Below are 22,655 nucleotides of genomic sequence, written 5' to 3' on the forward strand. Positions count from 1 at the left end.
CAGTCAGTATGACAACATTTATGAGCTTAGTAGGCATTGTTGTGCTACTAGGCATTGCTTTTGCGGCTTCAACAAACCGTAAAGCAATTAATTTAAGAACTGTAGGCATCGCCTTTTTACTTCAAGTGTTAATTGGTGGCTTTGTCTTGTTCTTCGAAGTGGGCAAAAACGTACTGGCAAGTATGTCACGAGGAGTCTCATCAGTTATTGGTTATGCCAATGACGGGATTAGCTTCTTATTTGGCTCACTGGCATCGCAAGATACCTTAGGGTTTATTTTTGCGATACAAGTATTGCCCGTTATCGTGTTCTTCTCAGCACTTGTTGCTGTGTTGTATCACATCGGGGTGATGGATTGGATAATCAAGATTCTAGGCGGTGGCTTACAAAAGCTATTGAAAACCTCGCGCCCTGAATCGCTTTCTGCAACCGCCAATATTTTCGTTGGTCAAACAGAAGCACCATTGATTGTTAAGCCATTTATCGCCAGCATGACTAAGTCAGAGCTATTTGCGGTAATGGTAGGTGGCCTTGCTACCGTAGCAGGTTCTGTTATGGCAGGTTACGTAACAATTGGTGTAGAGCTTAAATACTTAATTGCAGCCAGCTTTATGGCGGCACCAGGTGGTTTCTTAATGGCAAAAATGATTGTGCCAGAGACCGAAACACCAAAAGAAGATTTAGCTGATTTAGACGTACAAGAAGAAAAACCGGTAAACGTAATTGATGCTGCCGCATCAGGTGCCGCAAACGGTATGCAACTAGCACTGAACGTAGGTGCGATGTTACTGGCTTTCGTAGCACTTATTGCACTTCTAAATGGGTTATTAGGCGGTATTGGTGGTTGGTTTGATCATCCAACATTAACGCTACAAGAAATTTTAGGTTACGTATTCGCTCCGGTTGCATGGTTATTAGGTGTACCTTGGGACGAAGCAGTAATCGCAGGCAGTTTTATAGGTCAGAAGGTTGTAGTTAACGAATTTGTTGCTTACCTCGACTTTATTAATTATCGCGATACGTTAAGTGCGCACACACAAGCGATTGTCACATTCGCGTTATGTGGGTTTGCTAACTTATCATCGATAGCAATTTTACTAGGTGGATTAGGCGGTATGGCGCCTAGTCGGCGAAAGGATATCGCACGCTTAGGGCTCAGAGCAGTGTTAGCAGGATCTATGGCTAACCTCATGAGTGCAGCAATTGCAGGTTTTTTCCTCTCGCTAGCTTAGAAACTTAATGAGATGAGCCGTAGTTGCAAAACAATAGGATAGGACTTTAAGGGGTTAAAGGTCTATCTGACTTGAACGATACTTCACCAAGGGCCGCAAGGCCCTTTTATCGTTTTATGTGCTAAGATTTATTTACTAAATCCTTTTAAGCGCATAAATGAACTATTTTAGAATTTATATACTAACCTTTTTCTTAAGTTGGCCAGCCCTTTGCAAGCCGACCCTAACCGTTGTTACCGAACTATCACCGCCCAATCAAACCTTGATCAATAACCAAGTTGCCGGTAAAAGCACTGAATTAGTAAGAGCTATTTTTGCCAAAGCAAACTTAAATGCCAATATAGAGCTCTACCCTTGGGCCCGTGCTTATAATATCGCACTAAAAAAGCCGAATACTTTCATTTACAGCATGGCTAAAACTCCAGAGCGTGAACATCATTTCTATTGGATTGGTGAAGTAGCCACCTATGAAATGGGCTTTGTGAAATTAAGCGAACGCCGCGATATAAACATCACCTCCAATGAGCAAGCCAAACAATACAAGATAGCAGTTCAGCGTCATGACTTAGCAGCACAACGCTTAACTGAGCGCGGTTACACTGTTGTGTATACTTCAGACATCAATAAGTCATATCAGTTGTTGATGTCGGGGAAGGTTGATTTAATCATTGACGATAAAAACTATATCGCCGCTATGGCTAATGAATTAGGCCTTGATGAATCGCGCTTACACTTTGCCTTTGCAATTGATTTTTTAGCGATGAAAGGGTTCCTAGCTGCAAACAAAAATACTAACCCACACCATATCAATGCATTAAAAAATGCGTTTGCTGAGATTCAGGCATCAACGCTATATAGTCAGGTCATGCGAACAAATAGGCCTTAAGTAAGAGCAAGAAAAATTCGTTATTTGCTACTCTAAACAACCCCCAGTGCCTTTTAAACAACACCATGATAGTAGTACTCAGCTACCGATAGCTTCAACGGCTAACGATGACTAATAAGAATTATTTTGAATTGGTATTACTATATTGCTCAATAAAAAAGTCTAACTTACCCTGAGCGATTAGCTTTTCGTAACTTGATTGCAAACGTTCAACTACATCGATGGGTATGTTTTTATTTAATGCTAAATAATTCCCTAATGTATCGTTAAGAGGAAGCTCAACTAGCTTAACGACTTCTCGTCCAGGGTGCCCGTATTGAGTTAGCTGATAATCAAATGATAGATCTGAACCAATAATTAGCTCGATTTTATTTTTGAAAAATAAATTAAGACACTCATAACTATGACTCACTTTCAGCAAATTTTTACCATCACTAAAACCAATTGTTTCTACAAATTGCTCATAGATACTATTACGCACAACACATAGGCTATGTTCTTTTACCTGGGGTAGATCAAGTGGATTAATACGCTCATTTGATTTTAATCTATAAAAGAAATTTCGCGATGAGGCCAACGGCCCTACCCAGTTAAACAGCTTTTCTCTTTGCGTAATTCGGGCTGTAGAAACTAACCCTGACAAGGGCTGTTGTTGCGCCAAGTGGAATGCTCTTGACCAAGGTAAGAGCTCAAAATTGCACTTAATTTTGGCATCGATGCACATGGCCTTAACAAACTTTAAGTTAATACCCTCTAAATGCCCTTTATTTGAGAAGTTATATGGCGGGAAATGCTCGGTGTAAATGGTGACACTTTCTTTTGCAAGCACTACAGGTGCAAAGCTTAGGCACGCTAACAACAAATATTTTAAAATAATTAATACACTCTAATGACACAGCTGCATTAAATATAGAAATATTAACTAGCCCAGTCAATTTTTAGACATAAAAAAAGCAAGCCGTAGCTTGCTTCTTCTCTATTTTACTTTTCAGTAAAATTATAGCGGCTTGATGTTGTCCGCTTGAGGGCCTTTTTGACCTTGCGATAGAGTGAACTCTACACGTTGGCCTTCAGCTAAAGTTTTGAAACCTTCAGATTGGATAGCGCTGAAGTGAGCGAAAACGTCTGGACCATTTTCTTGCTCGATGAAACCAAAACCTTTAGATTCGTTAAACCACTTAACTGTACCTGATACGATGTTAGACATAGTATTATTCCTGATATAAAAAATTAAATATTGCCCGTAGTGGGCGGGTGTAGCAAAAAATCAGATGGAACTTAAAAACTTCAGGACGGTACTACAAGTATTACTTATACAACAACGAAATAAAGATTTAATTACACGCTTTTTAGCTACCGCTCACTATATAGAGTTACCAGAATAAGTCAAATACTATATCTTAATGTTAAAAACAAAAATGCCAGTCTGTGTGACTGGCATTTTAATACTAAAATTAACGTTAAACTCAGGTTACTTAACGATAGTCATCTCTTTAAGTAAATTTTGAGCATTATCAACTTTATCCATCACCCACAACATGTATCGTGAATCAACGTGAATTGAGCGATTTAAGTTTTCATCGTAATCCCAATCGCCAATAATGCTTTCGTAAACACCATCAAATAATAAACCAACGAGCTCAGCATTACCGTTTAATGTTGGAGAGCCTGAGTTACCACCTGTGGTATCTACGTTCGATAAAAAGTTAACCGGAACAGTATTCATACCGCCGGTATAATCGCCATAAAGCTTTTGCTTAATTAACTCGTTTTGTTTCTCTGGCGAGTTGAATGGTTCAACACCGGTGTTTTTAGCAAGTAGTCCTTCTAACGATGTAAAGGGGGTTGCCACTAAGCCATCTTGCGGTGAATAGCCGCCTACCGTACCGTAAGTTACACGCAGGGTGCTGTTAGCATCTGCATAAACAGGCTTATTAAGTGCCTTGTTATAAGCGATGATTGCTTCCATTAATGCAGGGCGAGCAGCTTGCTGTTTACCAGCCAGTTCTTTTTTCGCATCTTCAATATCTTTTGTGACCGCAAAGATTGCATGCGCATATTGAATGAATGGATCGCTACTTTGCTTTAACTGAGCAAGGTCAAGATCTGCCATCCATAAACGTTTGCTTTCATCTGCAAGAACCGATTTAGCATACATATCATCAAGCATGGCTTGCTGTTTTTGTTTATCAAAACCGTTAGTTAGACCCAGTGCTTTATCAACCTCTGCAACTCGCTCATCTTTAGGTAATGCAGCATATTGCTCAATAAAGTACAGTAAAATAGCTTTATCTACGGCTTCATCATAACGACGGCTCATGCTTTTTAAACGAGACTCGATACGTGGCATATCACGCTCTTGATAACCGCTTTCGCGCTCAGCATCTGGCTTTTGTTTTTCGTAAGCTAAACGGTATAAACGTCGAGCAGTTGAAATCATTTGTGAGCGGTGTACGTAACCTAACATACGGTCACGCTGGTTATGCTCTTGCGACTGTGCAACTAGCGCAGATAAATCAGCAAGTACCTGTCCGTATTTAGCTTTGCGCTTACTATCTTCATTGATCCACGCGGTGAGATCTTTTTCGAATTGTTGCTTACGGCTATACATTGACCCTTTATTGAAACTCTCAATCATTGAGCCATAGTTTTTAATGTAGTTGTTGTAGCCCGCAATCGTGCTTTCATAAGCGATACGTGCCTCTGACCCCTCAGGCGCATTTTCTTCAATTAACGAGACATATTTAGAGTTATATTTACGCGCTAATGGGTAAGCTGTGTTAAACACGTAATCAACTTCAGGCGAAATACGGTAACGGTTTGTGCTGCCAGGGTAACCGGTCACCATCACAAAATCGCCTTCTTGAACGCCTTTAGCGCTTACTTTTAAAAACGCATCACTTTGGTACGGCACGTTATCTTCTGAATATTCAGCTGGCTTGCCATCTTTGCCAACATACGCGCGATAGAACGAGAAATCACCTGTGTGGCGCGGCCACATCCAGTTGTCGATATCACCGCCGTATTTACCTACGCCCATAGCAGGTGCATACGCTAAACGTACATCTTTAATTTCTAGCGATTTAATAAGGTAATACTCAAGACCACCGTGGAAAGTATACACATTACAGCGGTAGCTCTTGTCTTGCTCACACTCACTAACAAGTGCTTTTTCATTTGCTTGAATAGCATCAAAACGTGCTTTACCCGTTAGCTTTTCAGTACCTTGGTTTACTTTATCAGTTACTTCAACCACTTCCTCGGTTACATAAACACGAGAACCCGGCGATGCAGGCACTTCTTCGCCCGTTGTTTTTGCTAAAAAGCCATTTTCTAAAATGTTGTTTTCGGTGGTCGAGTTATATTGAATCGAACCATAGGCACAGTGATGGTTAGTTACGACTAAGCCTTTCGGTGAAACAAACGAAGCAGTACAGCCACCAAGGCTAATTACCGCGTTCATCGGAAACGCTGTTAATTTAGAAATTGACTCTACATCAATGCTCAAGCCTTTCGCTTTTAACACTGATTCAAGCTCTGGTAGCTGGTGAGGTTGCCACATGCCTTCGTCGGCAACAGCAACATTTGCTACAGCGAGACCCACTGCAGCAGCAATAAATTTAAAACGCATAGTCGTCCTTTATATTATTATGTTTATCATTTTTAGCGGTCATATCATTATCATTGTGAAGATGAATAGCAATAATTTGCGACCGCTAATGTCAAAATTTGTAAACCATTTTAGGTTCATGAGCCTAACACTTAGACTCATCAGCTTAATGTTTAGATTCATGAACCACGGCATTGTGGCCATGTAAGCTTTCTTGGTGTTCGACCTTAAACTGGTAATCAGCAATACTCGGCATGGTTTCGAAACACTGTTTTAATCGCCTTGCTGCATCTTCGCAAAACAGTAAGTTTTTTGCGTTAAGGGCAGCAAATGCTTGTTCATCTTCACGCTTCACGGCCGTTTGTACAGGGGTACCAATAGCTTGCTCACATACTGTGATAAAGCCGCCAATATCGGGTAGCTTCTCATTACTAAAAGTGACATCAATATAAGCATAAGAACGCTGGCTATGTGGGGTTGCAATAGAGCCCTGTGCACTTGCAAGCCAACTGAGTAAAGAGGCTTTATCTATATGCTCATCGCTAAATTGTTTATCGACGGCTTCGCTCAAAAGCTGCCTCGATAATGCCGCTGAACACGGGCAGGTACTGCTGTAGGCTACATCAGCTTTTAAGTTGATAGTCATCGACTGCTTCTTAGTTATCGTTAAAACAACAGGGTAAGCATTGTATCCGGCATTGTCGCTAAGGAGTGCTGGTTTTAGCAGCGGTAAATCAAAATGCAGCACCAGTTTTGCGCCTTTACTTAAGCCTTTTTGTGATGCTAAAACGGCTTCCATAAACTCGTTAATACGCTTAGTCGATAAGCTTTGATTAGCCAATAGCTGATTAAGTAATAAATAAAGACGCGACATATGAATGCCTTTAGCATCACTATCAAGGCTAACAAAAATATCGGCTTTGGCATTCAGGTGCACATCAACATGAGGTTGTGCAAGTTTCAAAGGCAATGCTATTTTTTCCATGCCAACCCATTTTAAAGGCGACTGAAAATCTACATTAGAGTGCGAGGTAATATCGGGTAATTGCATATCAACTTCTTTTAACGATTGAATGTTAAGGCCATAGCGGCCTGCTTGTGCGGGTACACGTGCTGTCCATCAAAGACACACTCACCATTTACAAAGGTATGTGTTATTCGGTGTGAAAAAGTAGTGCCATTGAAAGGGGTCCATTGGCATAAGTAATGTGTGTTTGTGTGCTCAACGTGCTTTTCTGCGCTTGGGTCAACCAGGACTAAATCTGCAAAGTAACCTTCTCTGATAAACCCTCGATCTTCGATAGCAAATCGCTTTGCCACGTTATGCGCTGTTTTTTCAACGACTTGCTCTAGGCTCAACGCACCACGTTTTACCTGCTCAAGTAACGATAGTAATGCATGCTCGACGAGCGGGAGTCCTGCTGGTGCAGCGCTGTATTGTTGCTGCTTTTCTTGCCAAGTATGAGGGGCATGATCGGTGGCAATAATATCAATGCGACCATCGCGTACTGCTGCGAGTAGCGCTTGGCGATCTTGCTCTGATTTTATGGCAGGGTTACATTTAATTTGATTGCCATAGTGTGTGTAATCATCTTGGTTAAACCACAAATGATGCACACAAGCTTCGGCGGTTATGTGTTTTTGCTCTATAGGTGCGTTACTAAATAGCTCTAGCTCTTTTGCTGTTGTAAGGTGTAAAACATGCAGCTGCGAGCCATATCGTTTTGCCAGCGATACGGCGTACGATGATGATGCATAACACGCTAACTCATCACGAATTAACGGGTGATGTTCTATTCGTAACTCACCATAGCGTTTTTCTATTCGGCGCTGGTTTTGTTGAATAACCTCCCCTTGCTCGCAATGGGTTGCAATGAGTACTGGGCTTTCCCGAAAAATGGCTTCAAGGGCATGAGGATGTTCAACTAGTAAATCGCCTGTTGATGCCCCCATAAACACTTTAACGCCGCATACATTTTTAGCATCAAGAGCTTTAATTTCATCGAGGTTGTCTGGGGTCGCGCCAAAGTAAAACGCATAATTCGCAGCGCTCGTTTGCGCTGCTATCGCGTATTTATCAGCAAGTGCTTTTGCCGTGGTAGTCGAAGGTGAGACATTAGGCATTTCCATAAAGCTTGTAATGCCACCTGCCACTGCCGCGGCAGATTCACTGGCGATCGTACCTTTGTGGGTAAGGCCTGGCTCTCTAAAATGAACTTGATCGTCGATCATGCCTGGTAATAGCAACAGACCGCTTGCATCAATTACCTCATCATTGGCCTTGGCACTGATATCTTTGGCAATTTCAGCGATTCGATTACCAACAATTCGTACATCGTTTAATTCGCGCTGTCCTTCATTAACAACGCAGGCGTGTTTGATTATGATAGCCATATGACTCCTTGCTTATTCAGCAACATTTGCAACTTATCGTAAAAAAATGCACTCCATGGCAAGATTGATTGCAGACTAAATTGTTACAATATAACATACCATAAAGTTTTTATTTGGACACTGTTATGAGTCAAAAAGATCAATTGGGTCGAGCTATTTAAGCTGTAAAGTTATAAGTGGCTTTCCGATCTTAGAGAATTTTAACGGCTTATCGCAGCCAATAATCACCTTATCGCAACGTATGAGGTCAATTGTAATAAGACACAGTATGCTGGGCTCATTGATCACCTGGTGATACCTGCCTCATATAAGTGCTTTTTTAGCATCTTTTTGTAATCCGTTTTAACCGCTATGCAAATCAAGAGCTTATAAAACGTATGTGCAAGGTTATATCGACACAATTTAATTTTAAAAATGACAAGAGAAAAACTATGAAACACCTAATCGCAACCGCGATCAGTTCTGCGCTGTTACTCACAGCCTGTTCAGAACCGCAAACAACAACATCAACGCCTAAATCAGAGCAATCAGCACCTGTTGCTGCAAATGAGCAAGCTAACCCACTGTTTGTGAAAAGCGTATTACAATACGAAACGCCTGATTTCAGTGCGATTAAAGATGAACATTTCATGCCGGCATTTAATAAAGGCATGTCTGAGCAAATGGCTGAAGTGCAAGCTATTATCAACAATCCAGCAAAGCCTGATTTTGCCAATACGATTGTTGCGCTTGAGAAAAGTGGTGAGCTATTAACACGCACACGCAGTATTTTTTATAACTTAGCGGGTACGGATTCAAACCCGGCACGTCGTGAATTACAAAAAGAGTTAGCGCCAAAACTAGCGGCTCATAGCGACAACATTTTCTTAAATAAAGCACTTTTTGAGAAAGTAGCGGCTATTCACAGCGAAGCTGACAGCCTTGCCTTAACTGCTGAAGAAAAGCGTTTATTAGACGTTTACTACAAACGTTTTGTGCGTGCTGGTGCAAAATTAAGTGCAGAGCAAAAACAACAAATTCGTGATATCAATACAAAGCACTCGAGCTTAACAACTCAGTTCTCACAAAACTTATTAGCGCTGACTAAAACAAATGTTGTTTTAGTGGATGACAAAGCAGAGCTTGAGGGCTTACCAGCAGGTCAAATTGAGCAGCTTGCCAATGCCGCTGCAGAAGCTGGCCACCCTGGCAAATACCTAATTAAGATCACAAACACCACGCGTCAGCCTATTCTGGCAACACTGAAAAACCGCGATTTACGTGAAAAAGTATGGCGTGCATCAGCTGAGCGTGCATTATCGGGCGAAAATAGTAACCGTGATATCGTGGCAGAACTTGCTCACTTACGTGCTCAAAAAGCGAAACTATTAGGTTACGACAGCTGGGCTGATTTTGGTTTAGAGTCGCAAATGGCGAAAAAACCACAAGCTGTATTTGATATGTTTGCGAGCATGATCCCTGCATTAATGCAGAACGTCAACGCAGAAGCAGCTGCAATTCAAGCTAAGATTGATGAGTCAGGTGAGCAGTTCAAATTACAGCCATGGGATTGGTTATTCTACGCAGAGCAAGTGCGTAAAGATAAATATAACCTTGACGAAAATGCAGTGAAAGAATATTTCGAGTTCAACCGTGTTTTAGAAGACGGCGTATTCTTCACCATGAACCGTTTATACGGTATCACCTTTAAACCACGTAACGATATTCCGGTTTACCACCCTGATGTAAAAGCCTATGAGTTATTTGATGAAAATGGTAAAAGCTTAGCCATTTTCTTTGCTGACTACTTCGCTCGTGAAGGTAAGCGTGGCGGTGCATGGATGAGCTCATTCGTTAAACAATCTGGCCTTAAAGAACAAAAGCCAGTTGTCGTAAACGTTATGAACATTCAAAAAGGCGCGAATGGCGAACCTACGCTTATCAGTTATGATGAAGCAACAACGATCTTCCACGAGCTAGGCCATGGCTTACACGGCATGTTCTCAAACGTGAAGTATCCTACTCTATCTGGCACCTCAGTATCACGTGACTTCGTTGAATTCCCATCAACATTTGAAGAAGATTGGGCAATGTATCCTGAAGTTATCGCTAACTATGCGAAACACCATAAAACTGGCGAGCCAATTCCTGATGAGCTACTGAAAAAAGTAATTCAATCACGTAGCTTCAACCAAGGTTTTGATACCCTAGAATACGTTGCTGCTGCACTACTTGATATGGAATGGCATTCACTCTCAGCTGATGCTCCTTTACAAGACATTGAAAAGTTTGAGCAACAAGCGCTTGCAAAACATGGAGTTGATGTAGCATTTGTACCACCTCGTTATAAGTCAGCCTTCTTCTCACACTCAATGGGCGGCGGTTATTCAGCGGGTTACTATGCTTATATGTGGAGTGAAATCTTAGCAGCAGACGCCTTTGCCTTTGTTCAAGAGCAAGGCGGTCTAAAACGTGAAATCGGTGATAAATACCGTAAAGAAATTTTAGAAGTCGGTAACTCACGTGACCTAATGGAATCGTACAAAGCATTCCGCGGTCAAGAGCCAGACACCTCAGCGCTATTAAAACGCCGTGGCCTAAAAGCAACCGTTCAATAGGTCAGGCGCGCGAAACAAGTTTCACGCCTACTTGTAGCAGCGGGTTTATCCCGCGTCATAGGGCTCTAGGCGCTAGGACGCGATGTGAAATCGCTGCTAAGTCGCACCTCGAAACTCGCTAACTTAAAAACAAAAAAGCCCTTACAGCGAACTGTAAGGGCTTTGTTATCACTATTTAAAAGTCTTATTTACGTTTACGGCGACGGCCGATAAGCGCTAATGGTGCAAGTAGTAGTGTTAAGAAACCAAAGCTACCGTTGCTAGATTTAGTTACTTTCTTCTCTTCTACTGGCTCAGCTTCGTTAGTTACGGCAACAGTGAACTGCTCTGATACAGAGTCTGTACCATCGCTCACTGTTACTTCAAATACTAACTCGTCATCGCTTGAGATAGCACCAGGCGTGAAGCTTAGAGTCGCAGTATCAGCACCTGTAAGTGTTGCTGTTGTGCCGCTTAGTTGCGTCCATGCATAGCTTAGCGTGTCATCACTGTTACGGTCTGACGCTGTTGCCGTTAATGTGCCTGAAGCAGACTCAGAAACAGACTCATCACCCGATACAGAAAGCAATGGTAGTGCGTTATCACATGCTAATGCATCACCAGCAATCACGTTTGAGAAGATTGGTGACGTTACATTGCTAACAGTTACGTTATCAATCCACCAGCCGAACTCACGTACTGCGCTGTCTGATGACATACGGAAACGTAATTTTGCACGGTTACCGTTTAGTTCAGTACCGAAACGAATTGTTTCGTAGTTACCATAAACACCGTTACCATCAACATTGTTACCTGTGAAGGTATCGCGATCTTGTAGTGCTTGCGCGTCATTTTCGATTAGTGGGCCATCGTAACCAACATCAAATGTACCGCCCATTTCAGTAACATCTACCCAGTTACCACCGTTTACGCTGATCTCTACAACACCACCATCCCATTCGTTTTCGATTAGGTAGAAGTGCCAGAATGAAACTTCAAAATCACCAGCAAAACCGATATCAAACTCTCTTGATTCAACCGCAACATCTGACTGGAAGTCATTGTTGTTTAGATACATGGTTTGCTCGCCAAGACCGAAGCCAAAGCTGTTGAAGAAGTTAACATTACCGCCAGTTGCCATGCTTTGCGTGCCAACAGCTAAATCATCACCTGTCATTACGTTTTCTTTCCAGTCACGTAATGATGCACCTGCAATTTCCATATCGTCAGCAGTTTGTGAACTAACTGGTGCTTTATCTTCAAAGTCCATGTTCACAAGATAAGATACTTTATCGGTTGCTGCTTCAACAATTTCGTCATCAGCAGACAGTTCAGGGAATGACACTTCGATTTCAAGTGTATCAGCAGTGCCTGCATCATTTAGCGTAAACGTGATAGGCGCGCTTGTTTGTGAAGCATACGGGTTTGTATCGTCGAATGTAATTAAACCATCATTTTCGAACGTTACATCGTGACCGCTAACAACTGTTAACTGTGCTTGTGTACCCGTTAGTACTTCACTACCTGTGTTCATGATGCTAACAGTTAATGTGCCTGTTTCACCTTTATCTAGCACGTTATCGTTTGAACAATAACCTAATTCAGCACCGTTGTAGTTTGCATTCATTGCCACATCTTTCAATGTGAAGCTAGCAAGTTTCATTTTGTCTGATTCAACAACACCGGTTAAATCTTCGCTGAAACGCTCTGGTGCTACAGCACCTAAGCCCATACCACGCTTAGCAAATGCACCTAAGATTAGTTTGTAATCTTCTGGGTCTACTGCGTACGCTGCAGCTAAGATAGCATCACGTGCTTCTGTGTATAGCGGAGCAACAGGAGTTAGCTTGTAACCAGCAACTAAGTAGTTAGCCATGCGGTTTTGTGCGTCTTCAAAGCCGTGCTCGTTGATAAGTGCTACATAGCTTTCCCAAAGCATAGTTGCCCAAATTTCACCTGCTGCGTGTGGTGAAGCAACACTTGTTGGTGCAATGCCTACATCAGCACCTTCATTTTCAGTAATGTGGCGGAAAGACAGCGGGTTTACTTCCATATTGGTTGAATATGGAACACGACGGATACCGTAGTAGAAATCTTCTACGAAAGTACCGCTACCGTAGGCTTTTTGGAACTTGTCGTTACCTGGAATGTTAATGTCATCAGCTTTAGCAATGAACATAAGCGAGTGGAAATCACCCCAACCTTCGCCCATCGCACGGCCTTGGAAGTTGATAAGACCTGATGAGTTACCCACTAAACGGTTACTGATATAGTGACCCCATTCGTGAGCAATAATACCGTTATCTAGCGTACCGTCTTTTAACGTTGCTTTGTTGAACATGTTCACAGTAACAGTGTCGCCTGCAGCGATACCATCGTAAAGTGCGTGACCGTCAGCATAGTTCAGACCCATGTTAGGAATGATAACGGCATCATCTTCACCGCCCATCGGCGCTGGTTCATCTGTATCAGGGTTGTTGTTTACAACGATTGCACCAATTGCACCCGCTTCTTGAGCGTGTAGTACTTTTGCTGTGAAGTTACAAGAGCCACGATCAACTAGCGCAATTTTTCCAGCAAGTTCAGCTGCATTTGTTGCTGGTTGACAACCATCTGTTACGCTACCAGAATCGGCATCATCGCCATCAACTAGACGTACAACTTCGCCTGCGATATCAGCAAATTGCATTTGACCAAAGCCTGATACTTTAGAAGACTCTAGAAGACCAATTGATTCGTCAGATGTAACAACCACACCAAAATCTACACCCACTTTCGCATCTTTCGAGTTGTATAAATACATTTGCATGCGTGGGCTTGCACCGTCAGCAGGGGTTGCCATATTAGCGTTATTTAAACCGCTATTATCTTGCGCTTGCGCTTCGATAGGGTCGCCTTCTACACCACCACGGCCGTAGTTTGATACTTGCGCAACATTTGATGTTTCGTCAAAACCATGGTCATAGAAGAAATCGTGTAAGAAGTTGTTCATATAGAACAAGTTAACGATAGCTGCTTTACGGTTGTCGTAGCTGTTTGCTACTTGATCAACTTGATAAGGGTAGTCAAATGTGTAATCTGATGTGGTTTCAGCTGTGAAGTCACCTTCTGTAAAACCTTGTGGTGCGATAACATCAGCATAAGCAAATACGTTATTACCTGATGTTGTTGTAGCATCATCAGCAAGCCATGGATCCATCGTGCTTAATTTTTTGTAGTAAGACAAGCTTACAAGTGGCGCATCTAGGATTTCAGTTTCATCAATTTGATCTGGGCCATCAGCTGGGATCACGTCACCGTGTGGACCTTCCCACGGGTAACCATCTTCGTCAGCCCATACACGGTAGTTAAAGTCTGCCGCGTGTGCTTTTAAGTCTTTCTTGAAATAAACTTTGCTGTTTTGCGCGCCAATAACGTAGCTGAAGTAATCGCTTTCCAGGCTGTTTTTATCAGCAACTTCGACTTCAACATAGTATGCAGATTGCAGCTCACCCGCTACTTCAAAGAATACTTTCTTAGCACGTGGCTGACCTAATACAACTTTGTCACCACTTTGGTTAGACACAGTATATTTAACATAGTCGCCTTGCTCAGTTGATTTAGTTAACGACACATTGATATCAGCAAGTTCTTTAATCGCACGTTTGATGCTTTGCTCAGCACCTACAAACTCAGCAAGCGGCGCGAACGACTGCGTTGCATTTGAACTTGTGTTAGCGAAATAACCAGAACCTGCAACTAGGTTATATTCTTTGTCCATGATCAGGTTGTATTCACGGTTAAATACTTCAATATCATGAACTTTTTGTTTGTATTTAGCTGTGATTGAGCCAAGTTTTTGCTCAGATAAATCTGTTAATACAGCGCTTGATACACCTTTTTTCGCTGTACTAACCCCAGTTAAGGCATTTAAATAAAAATCTGCAGCGTAAGCATTACGTTGCTCAGGAAGCACCATGGCCATGTCAGGCTTAGCTTGACCAACTGCATTCCATAGGAACGTAGCTTTACCTAATTGCGCATCGAAAATAGATTTGTGACCCGAAACAGTTCTTCGCTCAGCTAATGCACGTTGCTGAGATACTTGAGGATTAAATTGTACTTGAGAGCTAACACTTGAAGCATTATAAAAGCGAGTTTGTTCACTTGCCTGTACTTGAGATGATGCCAAGATAGCCGTTACCATGGTAGCAACTGCCGTTACTTTAAATTGAGACATTCCTTACGTTCCCTATTGTTATATTTTTATTTTCGGTTAACAATCATAACCAACCCCAATGTACCTAATACGGCAATTAAAAAACAGAATTAATTGTAAACAAAAGTAACAAACAAGCAGATCAAAAATGAAACAAACAATTAAAATACAAGCACTTATGATATCATTATTACTAGTATCTGGCTGTCAAAAAAGTGAAATATCTGATCAAGACACAGAACAGCAGCCAACAGCTAGTTCACAAAAAGAACAAAGTTTAGAAAAAGATGTTAAAAAAGTAGTTGAAATCAATAAACAAAAATCGACGAATGCTTTTAGTAATAATGGCGAAAAAATTACCTTTGATGCACCGACTTTAACCAAGGGCACAGAAGTCTTTAATCACGCAATGCAAGAGCGCGGCATTGCAACGGGTGCAATTTACTTAACGCTAAAAGAGAATAGCTTACCGGTAGAGCTTAGCAGTCAATATGCGCTGAAAAAAATGACCAACAAAAGCTACCGCTACCTTGCAGAAAAAGACACTGATTTACTGCAAGTGCAAAACGCTTTTAAACAAAATGCCAATGTCGATATTGTTGAAATTAAAGTTGATTATTCACCGGTAAAAGAGGTGATGTAGGTTGGGTAGAGCGCAGCGAAACCCAACGTGAAGAAGCTGTCAGCCTGTAGCAGCGGGTTTATCCCGCGTCATCATACTAGGTTCTAGAAGGAGCTGTCAGACGCGTGAAACAAGTTTCACGCCTACATCAAACCGTAGGCGTCATGCTTGCATGGCGTGTCTAACATTCAACGCTATTTAATCAAGCTGATTCAACATTCAAAAACAACACTTTTCGGCTTAAAACTTACAGCTGAAAGCTTTAAGCTGTTTTACCTACTCCACCACAAAATCAAAATAGGTTGCGGGGTATGCTTGCGGTTTGTAAGTAAAATGCCACCATTCCATTGAATAAGGCGCAAAGCCGGCCTCAGTCATCAGGCTTTTTAATTTGTATCGATTGGCTTTTTGCTCTGCACTAATGCGTGGGTCGTCGGTGTTAGAAAGAGTGTCGAACATATCAAATGGTGAGCCCATATCGAGCTCATTGCCTTTTGCATCAACTAAGGTTAAATCAATCGTTGAACCACGGCTGTGACCCGATTTAGCAGCGATGTAATCACCAAGCAGTTTGTCTTTGCCCAAGTTTGGATAAAACTCAGCTTTAGTGCGGGTATCTTCTAAATCGTTAACCCAACGCACAAAGTGATCAACAGCAAGCTGCGGGCGATAACAATCAAATATTTTTAAGCTCAGGCCTTGGGCTTGCGCTGCTACTTGCACTTTTTTAAGGGCTGTAGCAGCACTGTTGTGCAATAAACATTTTGGCGCATTGTAACCATCAACAGGTTTGCCAACAAAGTTATGATGGCCAAAATAACGAATATCTAACACAGCATTAGGTAGCAAAGCACCAACATCCACAAATTCGCTACGTTTATCATCGCTTGAGTCTGCATAAACATTGCCTGTTAAAATAACAGCAATACTTAACAAGGAAATGGATTTAGTTAAACGAGTCAAAAAAGTGAATGCCATTTTGGTTTTCCATAAATAACTTAATAACGTTCACTATTGCACATTAAATAACTTATTCCAAGATTGGAGACTCAGAAATAGTTGCGAAATCTTGCCCATAACTTGCATTAACTACAGAACGATTGCGGCCCGTTTTTTTAGCCTGATATAAGGCTTGGTCAGCGAGCTTAAGTACTTCATCAATGTTCAGTTGCTCAATCGGCCAACCAGATATACCAATAGATACATTAATGCAGCCAACAGGGTCAATGTAGCTTTCAGATATCCGCATCCGCAAGCGTTCTGCAAGCTGATACGCCCGTTTGACCTCAACTCTTGGCATGATCACAATAAATTCTTCTCCACCAGTACGAGCAACAACGTCGCTATCACGAGTTACATCTAACAAAATTTTAGCAAGCGACTGCAATACCACATCACCAATATCATGCCCAAATTCGTCGTTTACCCGCTTAAAGTGATCAATATCGATTGCCAAAACTGCAAACGGGCAGCGCTGTGCAATAAAATGACTTAACTGCGCATCAAAGCTTCTACGGTTGTGTAACCCTGTTAGTGAGTCTGTCTGTGCTTCTTGACGTAACAAACCAATTTTACTGTGTAATAAACCAACTCCCTTTAACATTGCTTTTCTAAGCTCATTACTTTCAAAATACCATGAACGAATTAGCATTAACTCGCGTGTTGTGGTTGGCTTATCCAGCGTATTTGCGGTTTCAGCAAGTTGCCTCAATGGGCTCGCTATTTTTCTAGCTAATACCCAAATTAATATTAAAGTGATGACACCCACAGGCGCCGTTTTTATGAAGACTTGCCACATTAAATTATCAAGCGGTGCTAATGTGTCTTCAAGGGGTCGTTGTGCAATGACTCCCCAAGGAGCAACAGTTAAAGGAGCAAAGCCAGCCAACATTTCAACCCCTTTGCTATTACTTAATAGTTCAGTTCCGGCTTGCCCTTTCAAAACAGCCTTGATCACAGGGTTTTCAAAAACTTGCTCCCCTATCCTTTTTGTATCAGGGTGATAAAGCAAGCGATGATTCTCATCAACAACATATAAATATGAACCATCGCGATAATAGTGAACTTGTAAAAGCTGGTTTAGAATGCTTGTGCGCTTCAAATATAATGTACCGCCGACATAGCCAATGAATTCACCTTGCTTATCAAATAAAGGCTGAGAAATAAAAATCAGCAAATTTCCCGCCATCGAAATATACGGTTCGCTGATCATCGGGGTTCGATAAGAAAGCGCAGCTTTAGTCCCAAAACTATCAACTTTGCGATTTTTAAGTTTTAAGGATTGCGGTGATACCCCTAAGATATCGCCTTGTTTATTAACAATAATGGTCGAGTTAAAACTGTTAGTTTGTAATCTCAATCGTTCTGCTTCAGCATTTATCAACCCTTGATTATTAAAGTCATTTTCAAGAATTTTACCTACATAAGCCAGTTGCTGCTGCGCCGCCAATAAAAAATTATCGGTGGCCGATACCAGTTTAGCTGCGTAAGCTTTGTGATTTTCAAGCGTTTTATCTATTAGTTGTTGCTTTTGAACTTGATAGCTCGAGTAATAACTGTTTAGAAAGGTGATTAGCGTTGCCGAAAACGCTAATAGTAAAATTAAGCGGCGCAGATTTAAACCTGCCTTAAGACCATTAAGCACTGTAATTCTCACATCAAAGCCCAATGTCCATATCGGGTACATCTAATACATTTATACTAGCAATTTATCACTACAGCCTCTATAAAACTTTCGTCATAATTTGATTTAGCTCAATGATGATGCAATAAAATCAAAATTTATATTGACAAATAAACTTGCCCAAAAGGAATAATTTATTACAATAAAGAAAAAATATAGAAATTTTTCATGTTTAAACATAGTTCTGCGATCATCAATAAACTCCCTTCACATCGCCTGATGGCGTTAGATGTAATGCGCGGTTTGACTATTACCGCAATGATATTGGTGAATAACCCTGGCAGCTGGGGAGCGATGTATTGGCCTTTAAAGCATGCTGACTGGCATGGTTGGACACCTACCGATTTAATTTTTCCGTTTTTTATTTTTATCGTCGGCATGTCTATCACGCTTTCAGTAAATAGCCTGCGTGCTAAAGGGGTCAGTGATCAACACATACTAAAAGCAGGGGTTATTCGTACCATTAAACTCATTGCCCTCGGTTGGTTTTTAGCTTTGTTTTATTACAACTTTCGAGACCCTTCTTTTAGCTGGGTTGATGACAAGTTATTGCAGCTGCGCGTGTTAGGCGTGCTGCAACGTATCGGTTTGGTCTATTTAGTAGCTCTGTGTTGTTATCTTTATTTATCACCTAAGAAAATAGCCATAACTTGCATCACTCTTTTATTGTTTTACGGCGCTGCCATGCTTTATATCCCGTATACCTTGCCAAACGGCGAGGTAGTGAGTGGTTTATGGTTACATGGCAATAACTTAAGTGCCTTCATAGACAATACCGTACTTGGTAGTCATCACCTATATTATGCCAATGCTAAGCCACTGCCATTTGATCCTGAAGGGCTGTTCTCAACACTGCCTGCCATTGCAAGTGCGCTAAGCGGCATATTGGCTGCGGTTTATTTAACTAAGCAACCCGACCTTAAAAAACAAGCCCGTACACTTATCTTACTGGGCACATTAGCCGTTATTGCTGGCTATGCGATTGCACCAATAACACCTATCAATAAAGCCTTATGGACGCCGAGCTATGTGCTATTCAGCTCAGGGCTTGCAGCGATTTTCTATGCACTGTGCAGTGCTATTTTAGATATTTATAAGCTGCGTAGTTGGGGCGCTCCGTTTATTGTATTTGGTGCGAATGCGATATTATTTTTTATGTTTGCGGGCGTGTTTGCACGGCTATTAATTATGATCCCGCTCGGCGATAGCAGTTTAAAAGGCAGTATTTATGGCTTAATACAATTAGTGATCAGTAATGATCACCTCGCTTCATTTAGCTTTTCACTGCTGTTTTTAATGGTGTCTTATGGTGTGATGTACGGCTGCTACCGCAAAGGCATTTTTTGGAAAGTGTAAGCTTTAAAAAATAGATGAGCCAGTCAGCAACTGGCTCATCAAATTAGCAATTAAGCCTGTTTTATTGCATGGCTTTGCTTATCGAGTAGATACAAAATTGACTGATAACTAATGCCACTGTGTTCAGTTAAACCAATTTCGCAACTACGGCTATTAGACACGCCGCGATTACAGTTCTTTGGTACCTGTTGTTTAAGGGTTTTTAACGCATTGCCATTGAGTTCTGGCAAGTTAAAGCCCTTATCACCTGCAAAACCACAACACTCAATATCAGCTGGAATAATCACCTCATTACTACATGCCTTGGCAAGTGATACTAGGCTTTGCTCTTTACCTAATCGCTTAGAACTACAAGTAACATGGAGCATCACCGGCTCTTGCACGGGGGTTACCTGCAAATTAGGCAGTAAATGCTGGGCTGCAAAATCGGCACTTTCATAAATTGTGAGTGCTGTATTTTTCGCGGCATTAAGAGTAGTAAGTGCACAAGGGCTGGCATCAAAAACAATGGGATATTGGCCATTATTTGAAAGCGTCTCGAGCTCAGTAAGTAACTGCTCACTTTTATTTTTAGACTCTTCATTAAAGCCTTTGCTAGCAAATGGCATACCGCAACAAAGTGAATCTACTTGTTGCGGAAGTAGCACTTCATAGCCTGCTTTAGCTGCGAGTGAATAGATAACATCTAGCAGTGGGAGCTTATCATCCGCAAACTTATCGGGGGCAAAAATCCGGCTGGCGCAGCTTGGCATATACACCAACTTTTTCGTTTGTTGGAGCTGCTTGAATTGCTTATTAATTGGTTGCTCAGCTCTTGGCCATGCCGAGTAATAAAGCGGTGTACCAAGCAACTTATTGGCAGGCTTGCTTAGGCTTCTTAGCTTACTGCTGCCGATTGCTTTTTCGAGCACCTGCATCACAGTTAAACCAAACCGTGCACCCTTAGCAACAACCGCAAAATGCTTGCTAGCAAAACGTGATAATGATCGCGCAACTTTGTTCGATGAGGCTTGCTCTGCTCTGAGCGATTTTATAAATTCGCCCGTGTTTATTCCCACCGGGCATTTAAGGCCACAAAGGCCCGTTGCCGCGCATGAATCAATACCTAAGTATTTAAAGTCGGCCTCGATAACACTGAGCTTTTGATTTAACTTCTGCTTGCTTGCTAAATCTTCGGTTGTTAGCAATTGATTGTGTAACTCGGTGCGGTGTCGCCATAAAGTAATACGCTGCCTCGGTGTTAAGCTAAGCCCTTTTGACGGGCAAACAACTTCGCAAAAACCACATTCAATACAGGTATCGATAATATCATCACTTTTTGGCATGACTTTTAAATGCTGAGTGTGAGCATTTTTGTCGTGATTTATAATAACCCCAGGGTTAAGAATATTTTGTTTATCGAATAATGCTTTAAGCGCAACCATCACCGCAAAGCCATCGTCTCCCCATTCGGTGGCAACAAACGGTGCCATGTTACGCCCAGTACCATGCTCAGCTTTTAATGACCCTTTTAGTTCAACCGCCACTAAGTTCGCCACATCAGCCATAAATTGCTCGTATCGGCTTACTTGCTCTGGTGTATCGAAAGCTTGGGTGAATACAAAATGCAGATTTCCGGCAAGGGCATGCCCAAAAATAATGGCTTCATCATAACCATATTTGATAAATAATTGATGCAGCGCATTTACGCCCTCAGCTAATTTATCAAGAGCAAAGGCAACATCTTCAATAATCACAGTAGTGCCAGTTTCGCGCACTGCGCCAACAGCAGGAAAGGTGCCTTTGCGGATATTCCAAAGTGCCGCATTACGGGCGCTGTCTGCTGAAAACTCAATCGCTGCCAGTTGGCTTTGCTTAAACTCAGCAAGAAGTTGTTCGGTGACCTTAGTGAGCACATCGAGAGCCTGTGTATTTTCAGCTCTTAACTCAATTAACAGTGCCGCTGATTGCTCTGGGTAGCTGGCCACTTCTTTTGGCATTATGGCGTGTTCAGATACCGACATCAGGGCACGTTTATCTAGCAGCTCAACGGCCGCAACATCAACTTCACTCAGCCTTTGTACCAGCTCACACACCTTGCTGATATCGTCAAAAATAAAGAAACCTGTGTGTTTGTACTTATGCTCAACCACGGTGTGGTAAGTGATATCGGCGATAAAAGCTAAGGTGCCTTCAGAGCCGATAATTAAGTGCTTAATGATTTCGATTGGATCAGAAAAATCCAGCAGTGCATTTAAACCATAACCCGTGGTATTTTTTAAACGGTATTTATGGGCGATGCGCTCACTCAAATCGGGGTTTTGCTTTACCCTATCAACAAGGCTCATTAGCTCATCAACCCAAAGACTATGGCTTTGTAAAAAGGCATTACAGCTTTGGCTATCAGCCGTATCTAGCACAGTGCCATCGGCAAAAATGAGGGTCATATCTTTTACTGTGTGATAGCTGTTTTGCGCCACCCCACAACACATGCCCGATGAATTATTTGCCGCCATTCCGGCTATTTTGCAGCTATTAATTGAAGCGGGATCAGGGCCAATTTTTTTACCAAACGGGGCTAATACTTGATTTACTCGAGCACCAATGATCGCCGGTTGTAAACGGATTGCCTCGGCGTCATCAATAATCTCAAACTTGCTCCAACTATCGCACAATAAAACTAATACCGAATCGGTAATTGCTTGCCCAGATAAACTCGTGCCAGCGGCGCGAAAAGTAATGGGAACCTGTAGCTCGTTGGCAGTAATGATCACTTGCCGTGCTTGATTTTGATTGCTCACTAATACAATTAACTCAGGGATTAATCGATAAAAGCTAGCGTCAGTCCCGTACGCATAACGGCGCGAGTAATCTTCTATTAATGCAGACTCTGGTAAAAAAGGTTTAATTTGCTGTTTAAATGCGTGCAATCGAGTAAAAGCCATCTCGCCCCCAGGCTTGTCATATTTACGCTGATGATTATGGAATATATTATTACTTTAAATTGTACTAAAAAGCGACCCATTAAATTGATAAATTATCAACTTGCCACGCTTTTCATCAGTATAAAGGTTTGGTTACTTGAGCTTATTAGCCCTATTTGGTGATCTAACTTAGCT

Annotated in this window: 14 protein-coding genes; 5 read left to right on the forward strand and 9 right to left on the reverse strand. The window is 41.8% G+C overall.

Annotation, left to right across the window (positions count from 1 at the left end):
- The first annotated feature begins 8 nt into the window (after positions 1-8).
- Together BIZ38_RS04415 and BIZ38_RS04420 are read left to right on the forward strand one after the other, a co-directional pair.
- Positions 9-1,232: a NupC/NupG family nucleoside CNT transporter gene (locus tag BIZ38_RS04415; protein WP_054553401.1), complete on the forward strand. Its 1,224-nt coding sequence runs from the start codon at positions 9-11 to the stop codon at positions 1,230-1,232.
- A gap of 157 nt (positions 1,233-1,389) precedes the next feature.
- On the forward strand, positions 1,390-2,118 hold the full coding sequence (locus BIZ38_RS04420) for a substrate-binding periplasmic protein (protein WP_187489668.1): 729 nt from the start codon (positions 1,390-1,392) through the stop codon (positions 2,116-2,118).
- A 121-nt stretch (positions 2,119-2,239) separates the two neighbouring features.
- On the opposite strand, the gene BIZ38_RS04425 is transcribed toward BIZ38_RS04420, so the two are convergent.
- The 5 genes from BIZ38_RS04425 to BIZ38_RS04445 form a co-directional block, all read right to left on the reverse strand.
- Positions 2,240-2,947: a substrate-binding periplasmic protein gene (locus BIZ38_RS04425; RefSeq protein WP_235377443.1), complete on the reverse strand. Its 708-nt coding sequence runs from the start codon at positions 2,945-2,947 to the stop codon at positions 2,240-2,242.
- A 168-nt stretch (positions 2,948-3,115) separates the two neighbouring features.
- Positions 3,116-3,325, reverse strand: a complete 210-nt coding sequence (locus BIZ38_RS04430; protein WP_054553399.1) for a cold-shock protein — start codon at positions 3,323-3,325, stop codon at positions 3,116-3,118.
- A 264-nt stretch (positions 3,326-3,589) separates the two neighbouring features.
- Positions 3,590-5,749, reverse strand: coding sequence for a S46 family peptidase (locus BIZ38_RS04435; RefSeq protein WP_187489670.1), 2,160 nt, complete (start codon positions 5,747-5,749; stop codon positions 3,590-3,592).
- 145 nt (positions 5,750-5,894) lie between these two features.
- A complete protein-coding gene (gene folE2, locus BIZ38_RS04440; RefSeq protein ID WP_187489671.1) occupies positions 5,895-6,779 on the reverse strand; it encodes a GTP cyclohydrolase FolE2 in 885 nt (294 codons plus the stop codon).
- Between the two features lie 11 nt (positions 6,780-6,790).
- A complete protein-coding gene (locus BIZ38_RS04445) occupies positions 6,791-8,122 on the reverse strand; it encodes a dihydroorotase (protein ID WP_138619006.1) in 1,332 nt (443 codons plus the stop codon).
- 431 nt (positions 8,123-8,553) lie between these two features.
- On the opposite strand from BIZ38_RS04445, the gene BIZ38_RS04450 reads away from it, so the two are divergent.
- Positions 8,554-10,719 (forward strand): M3 family metallopeptidase, encoded by a 2,166-nt coding sequence (locus tag BIZ38_RS04450; RefSeq protein WP_187489672.1) that lies wholly within the window; start codon positions 8,554-8,556, stop codon positions 10,717-10,719.
- Between the two features lie 184 nt (positions 10,720-10,903).
- Here BIZ38_RS04450 and BIZ38_RS04455 read toward each other — a convergent pair whose 3' ends face one another.
- Complete coding sequence (locus BIZ38_RS04455) at positions 10,904-14,917, reverse strand: rhombosortase-dependent M36 family metallopeptidase (protein WP_187489673.1); 4,014 nt, start codon at positions 14,915-14,917, stop codon at positions 10,904-10,906.
- Between the two features lie 127 nt (positions 14,918-15,044).
- On the opposite strand from BIZ38_RS04455, the gene BIZ38_RS04460 reads away from it, so the two are divergent.
- Positions 15,045-15,539 (forward strand): hypothetical protein, encoded by a 495-nt coding sequence (locus BIZ38_RS04460; protein WP_187489674.1) that lies wholly within the window; start codon positions 15,045-15,047, stop codon positions 15,537-15,539.
- Positions 15,540-15,794: 255 nt separating this feature from the next.
- Here the strand turns inward: BIZ38_RS04460 and BIZ38_RS04465 are convergent, their stop codons facing one another.
- Together BIZ38_RS04465 and BIZ38_RS04470 are read right to left on the reverse strand one after the other, a co-directional pair.
- A complete protein-coding gene (locus BIZ38_RS04465) occupies positions 15,795-16,496 on the reverse strand; it encodes a M15 family metallopeptidase (protein WP_187489675.1) in 702 nt (233 codons plus the stop codon).
- A gap of 52 nt (positions 16,497-16,548) precedes the next feature.
- Positions 16,549-18,174 carry a sensor domain-containing diguanylate cyclase gene (locus BIZ38_RS04470; RefSeq protein WP_294409394.1) on the reverse strand — a complete coding sequence of 542 codons (1,626 nt, stop codon included), beginning with the start codon at positions 18,172-18,174 and terminating at the stop codon, positions 16,549-16,551.
- A 195-nt stretch (positions 18,175-18,369) separates the two neighbouring features.
- On the opposite strand from BIZ38_RS04470, the gene BIZ38_RS04475 reads away from it, so the two are divergent.
- A complete protein-coding gene (locus BIZ38_RS04475; RefSeq protein ID WP_187489677.1) occupies positions 18,370-19,557 on the forward strand; it encodes an acyltransferase family protein in 1,188 nt (395 codons plus the stop codon).
- 50 nt (positions 19,558-19,607) lie between these two features.
- On the opposite strand, the gene BIZ38_RS04480 is transcribed toward BIZ38_RS04475, so the two are convergent.
- A complete protein-coding gene (locus tag BIZ38_RS04480; RefSeq protein WP_187489678.1) occupies positions 19,608-22,481 on the reverse strand; it encodes an FAD-binding and (Fe-S)-binding domain-containing protein in 2,874 nt (957 codons plus the stop codon).
- Positions 22,482-22,655 lie beyond the last annotated feature (174 nt).

Origin of the sequence: Pseudoalteromonas sp. BZK2 (genome assembly GCF_014349195.1) — a bacterium.
GTDB lineage: Bacteria > Pseudomonadota > Gammaproteobacteria > Enterobacterales > Alteromonadaceae > Pseudoalteromonas > Pseudoalteromonas simplex.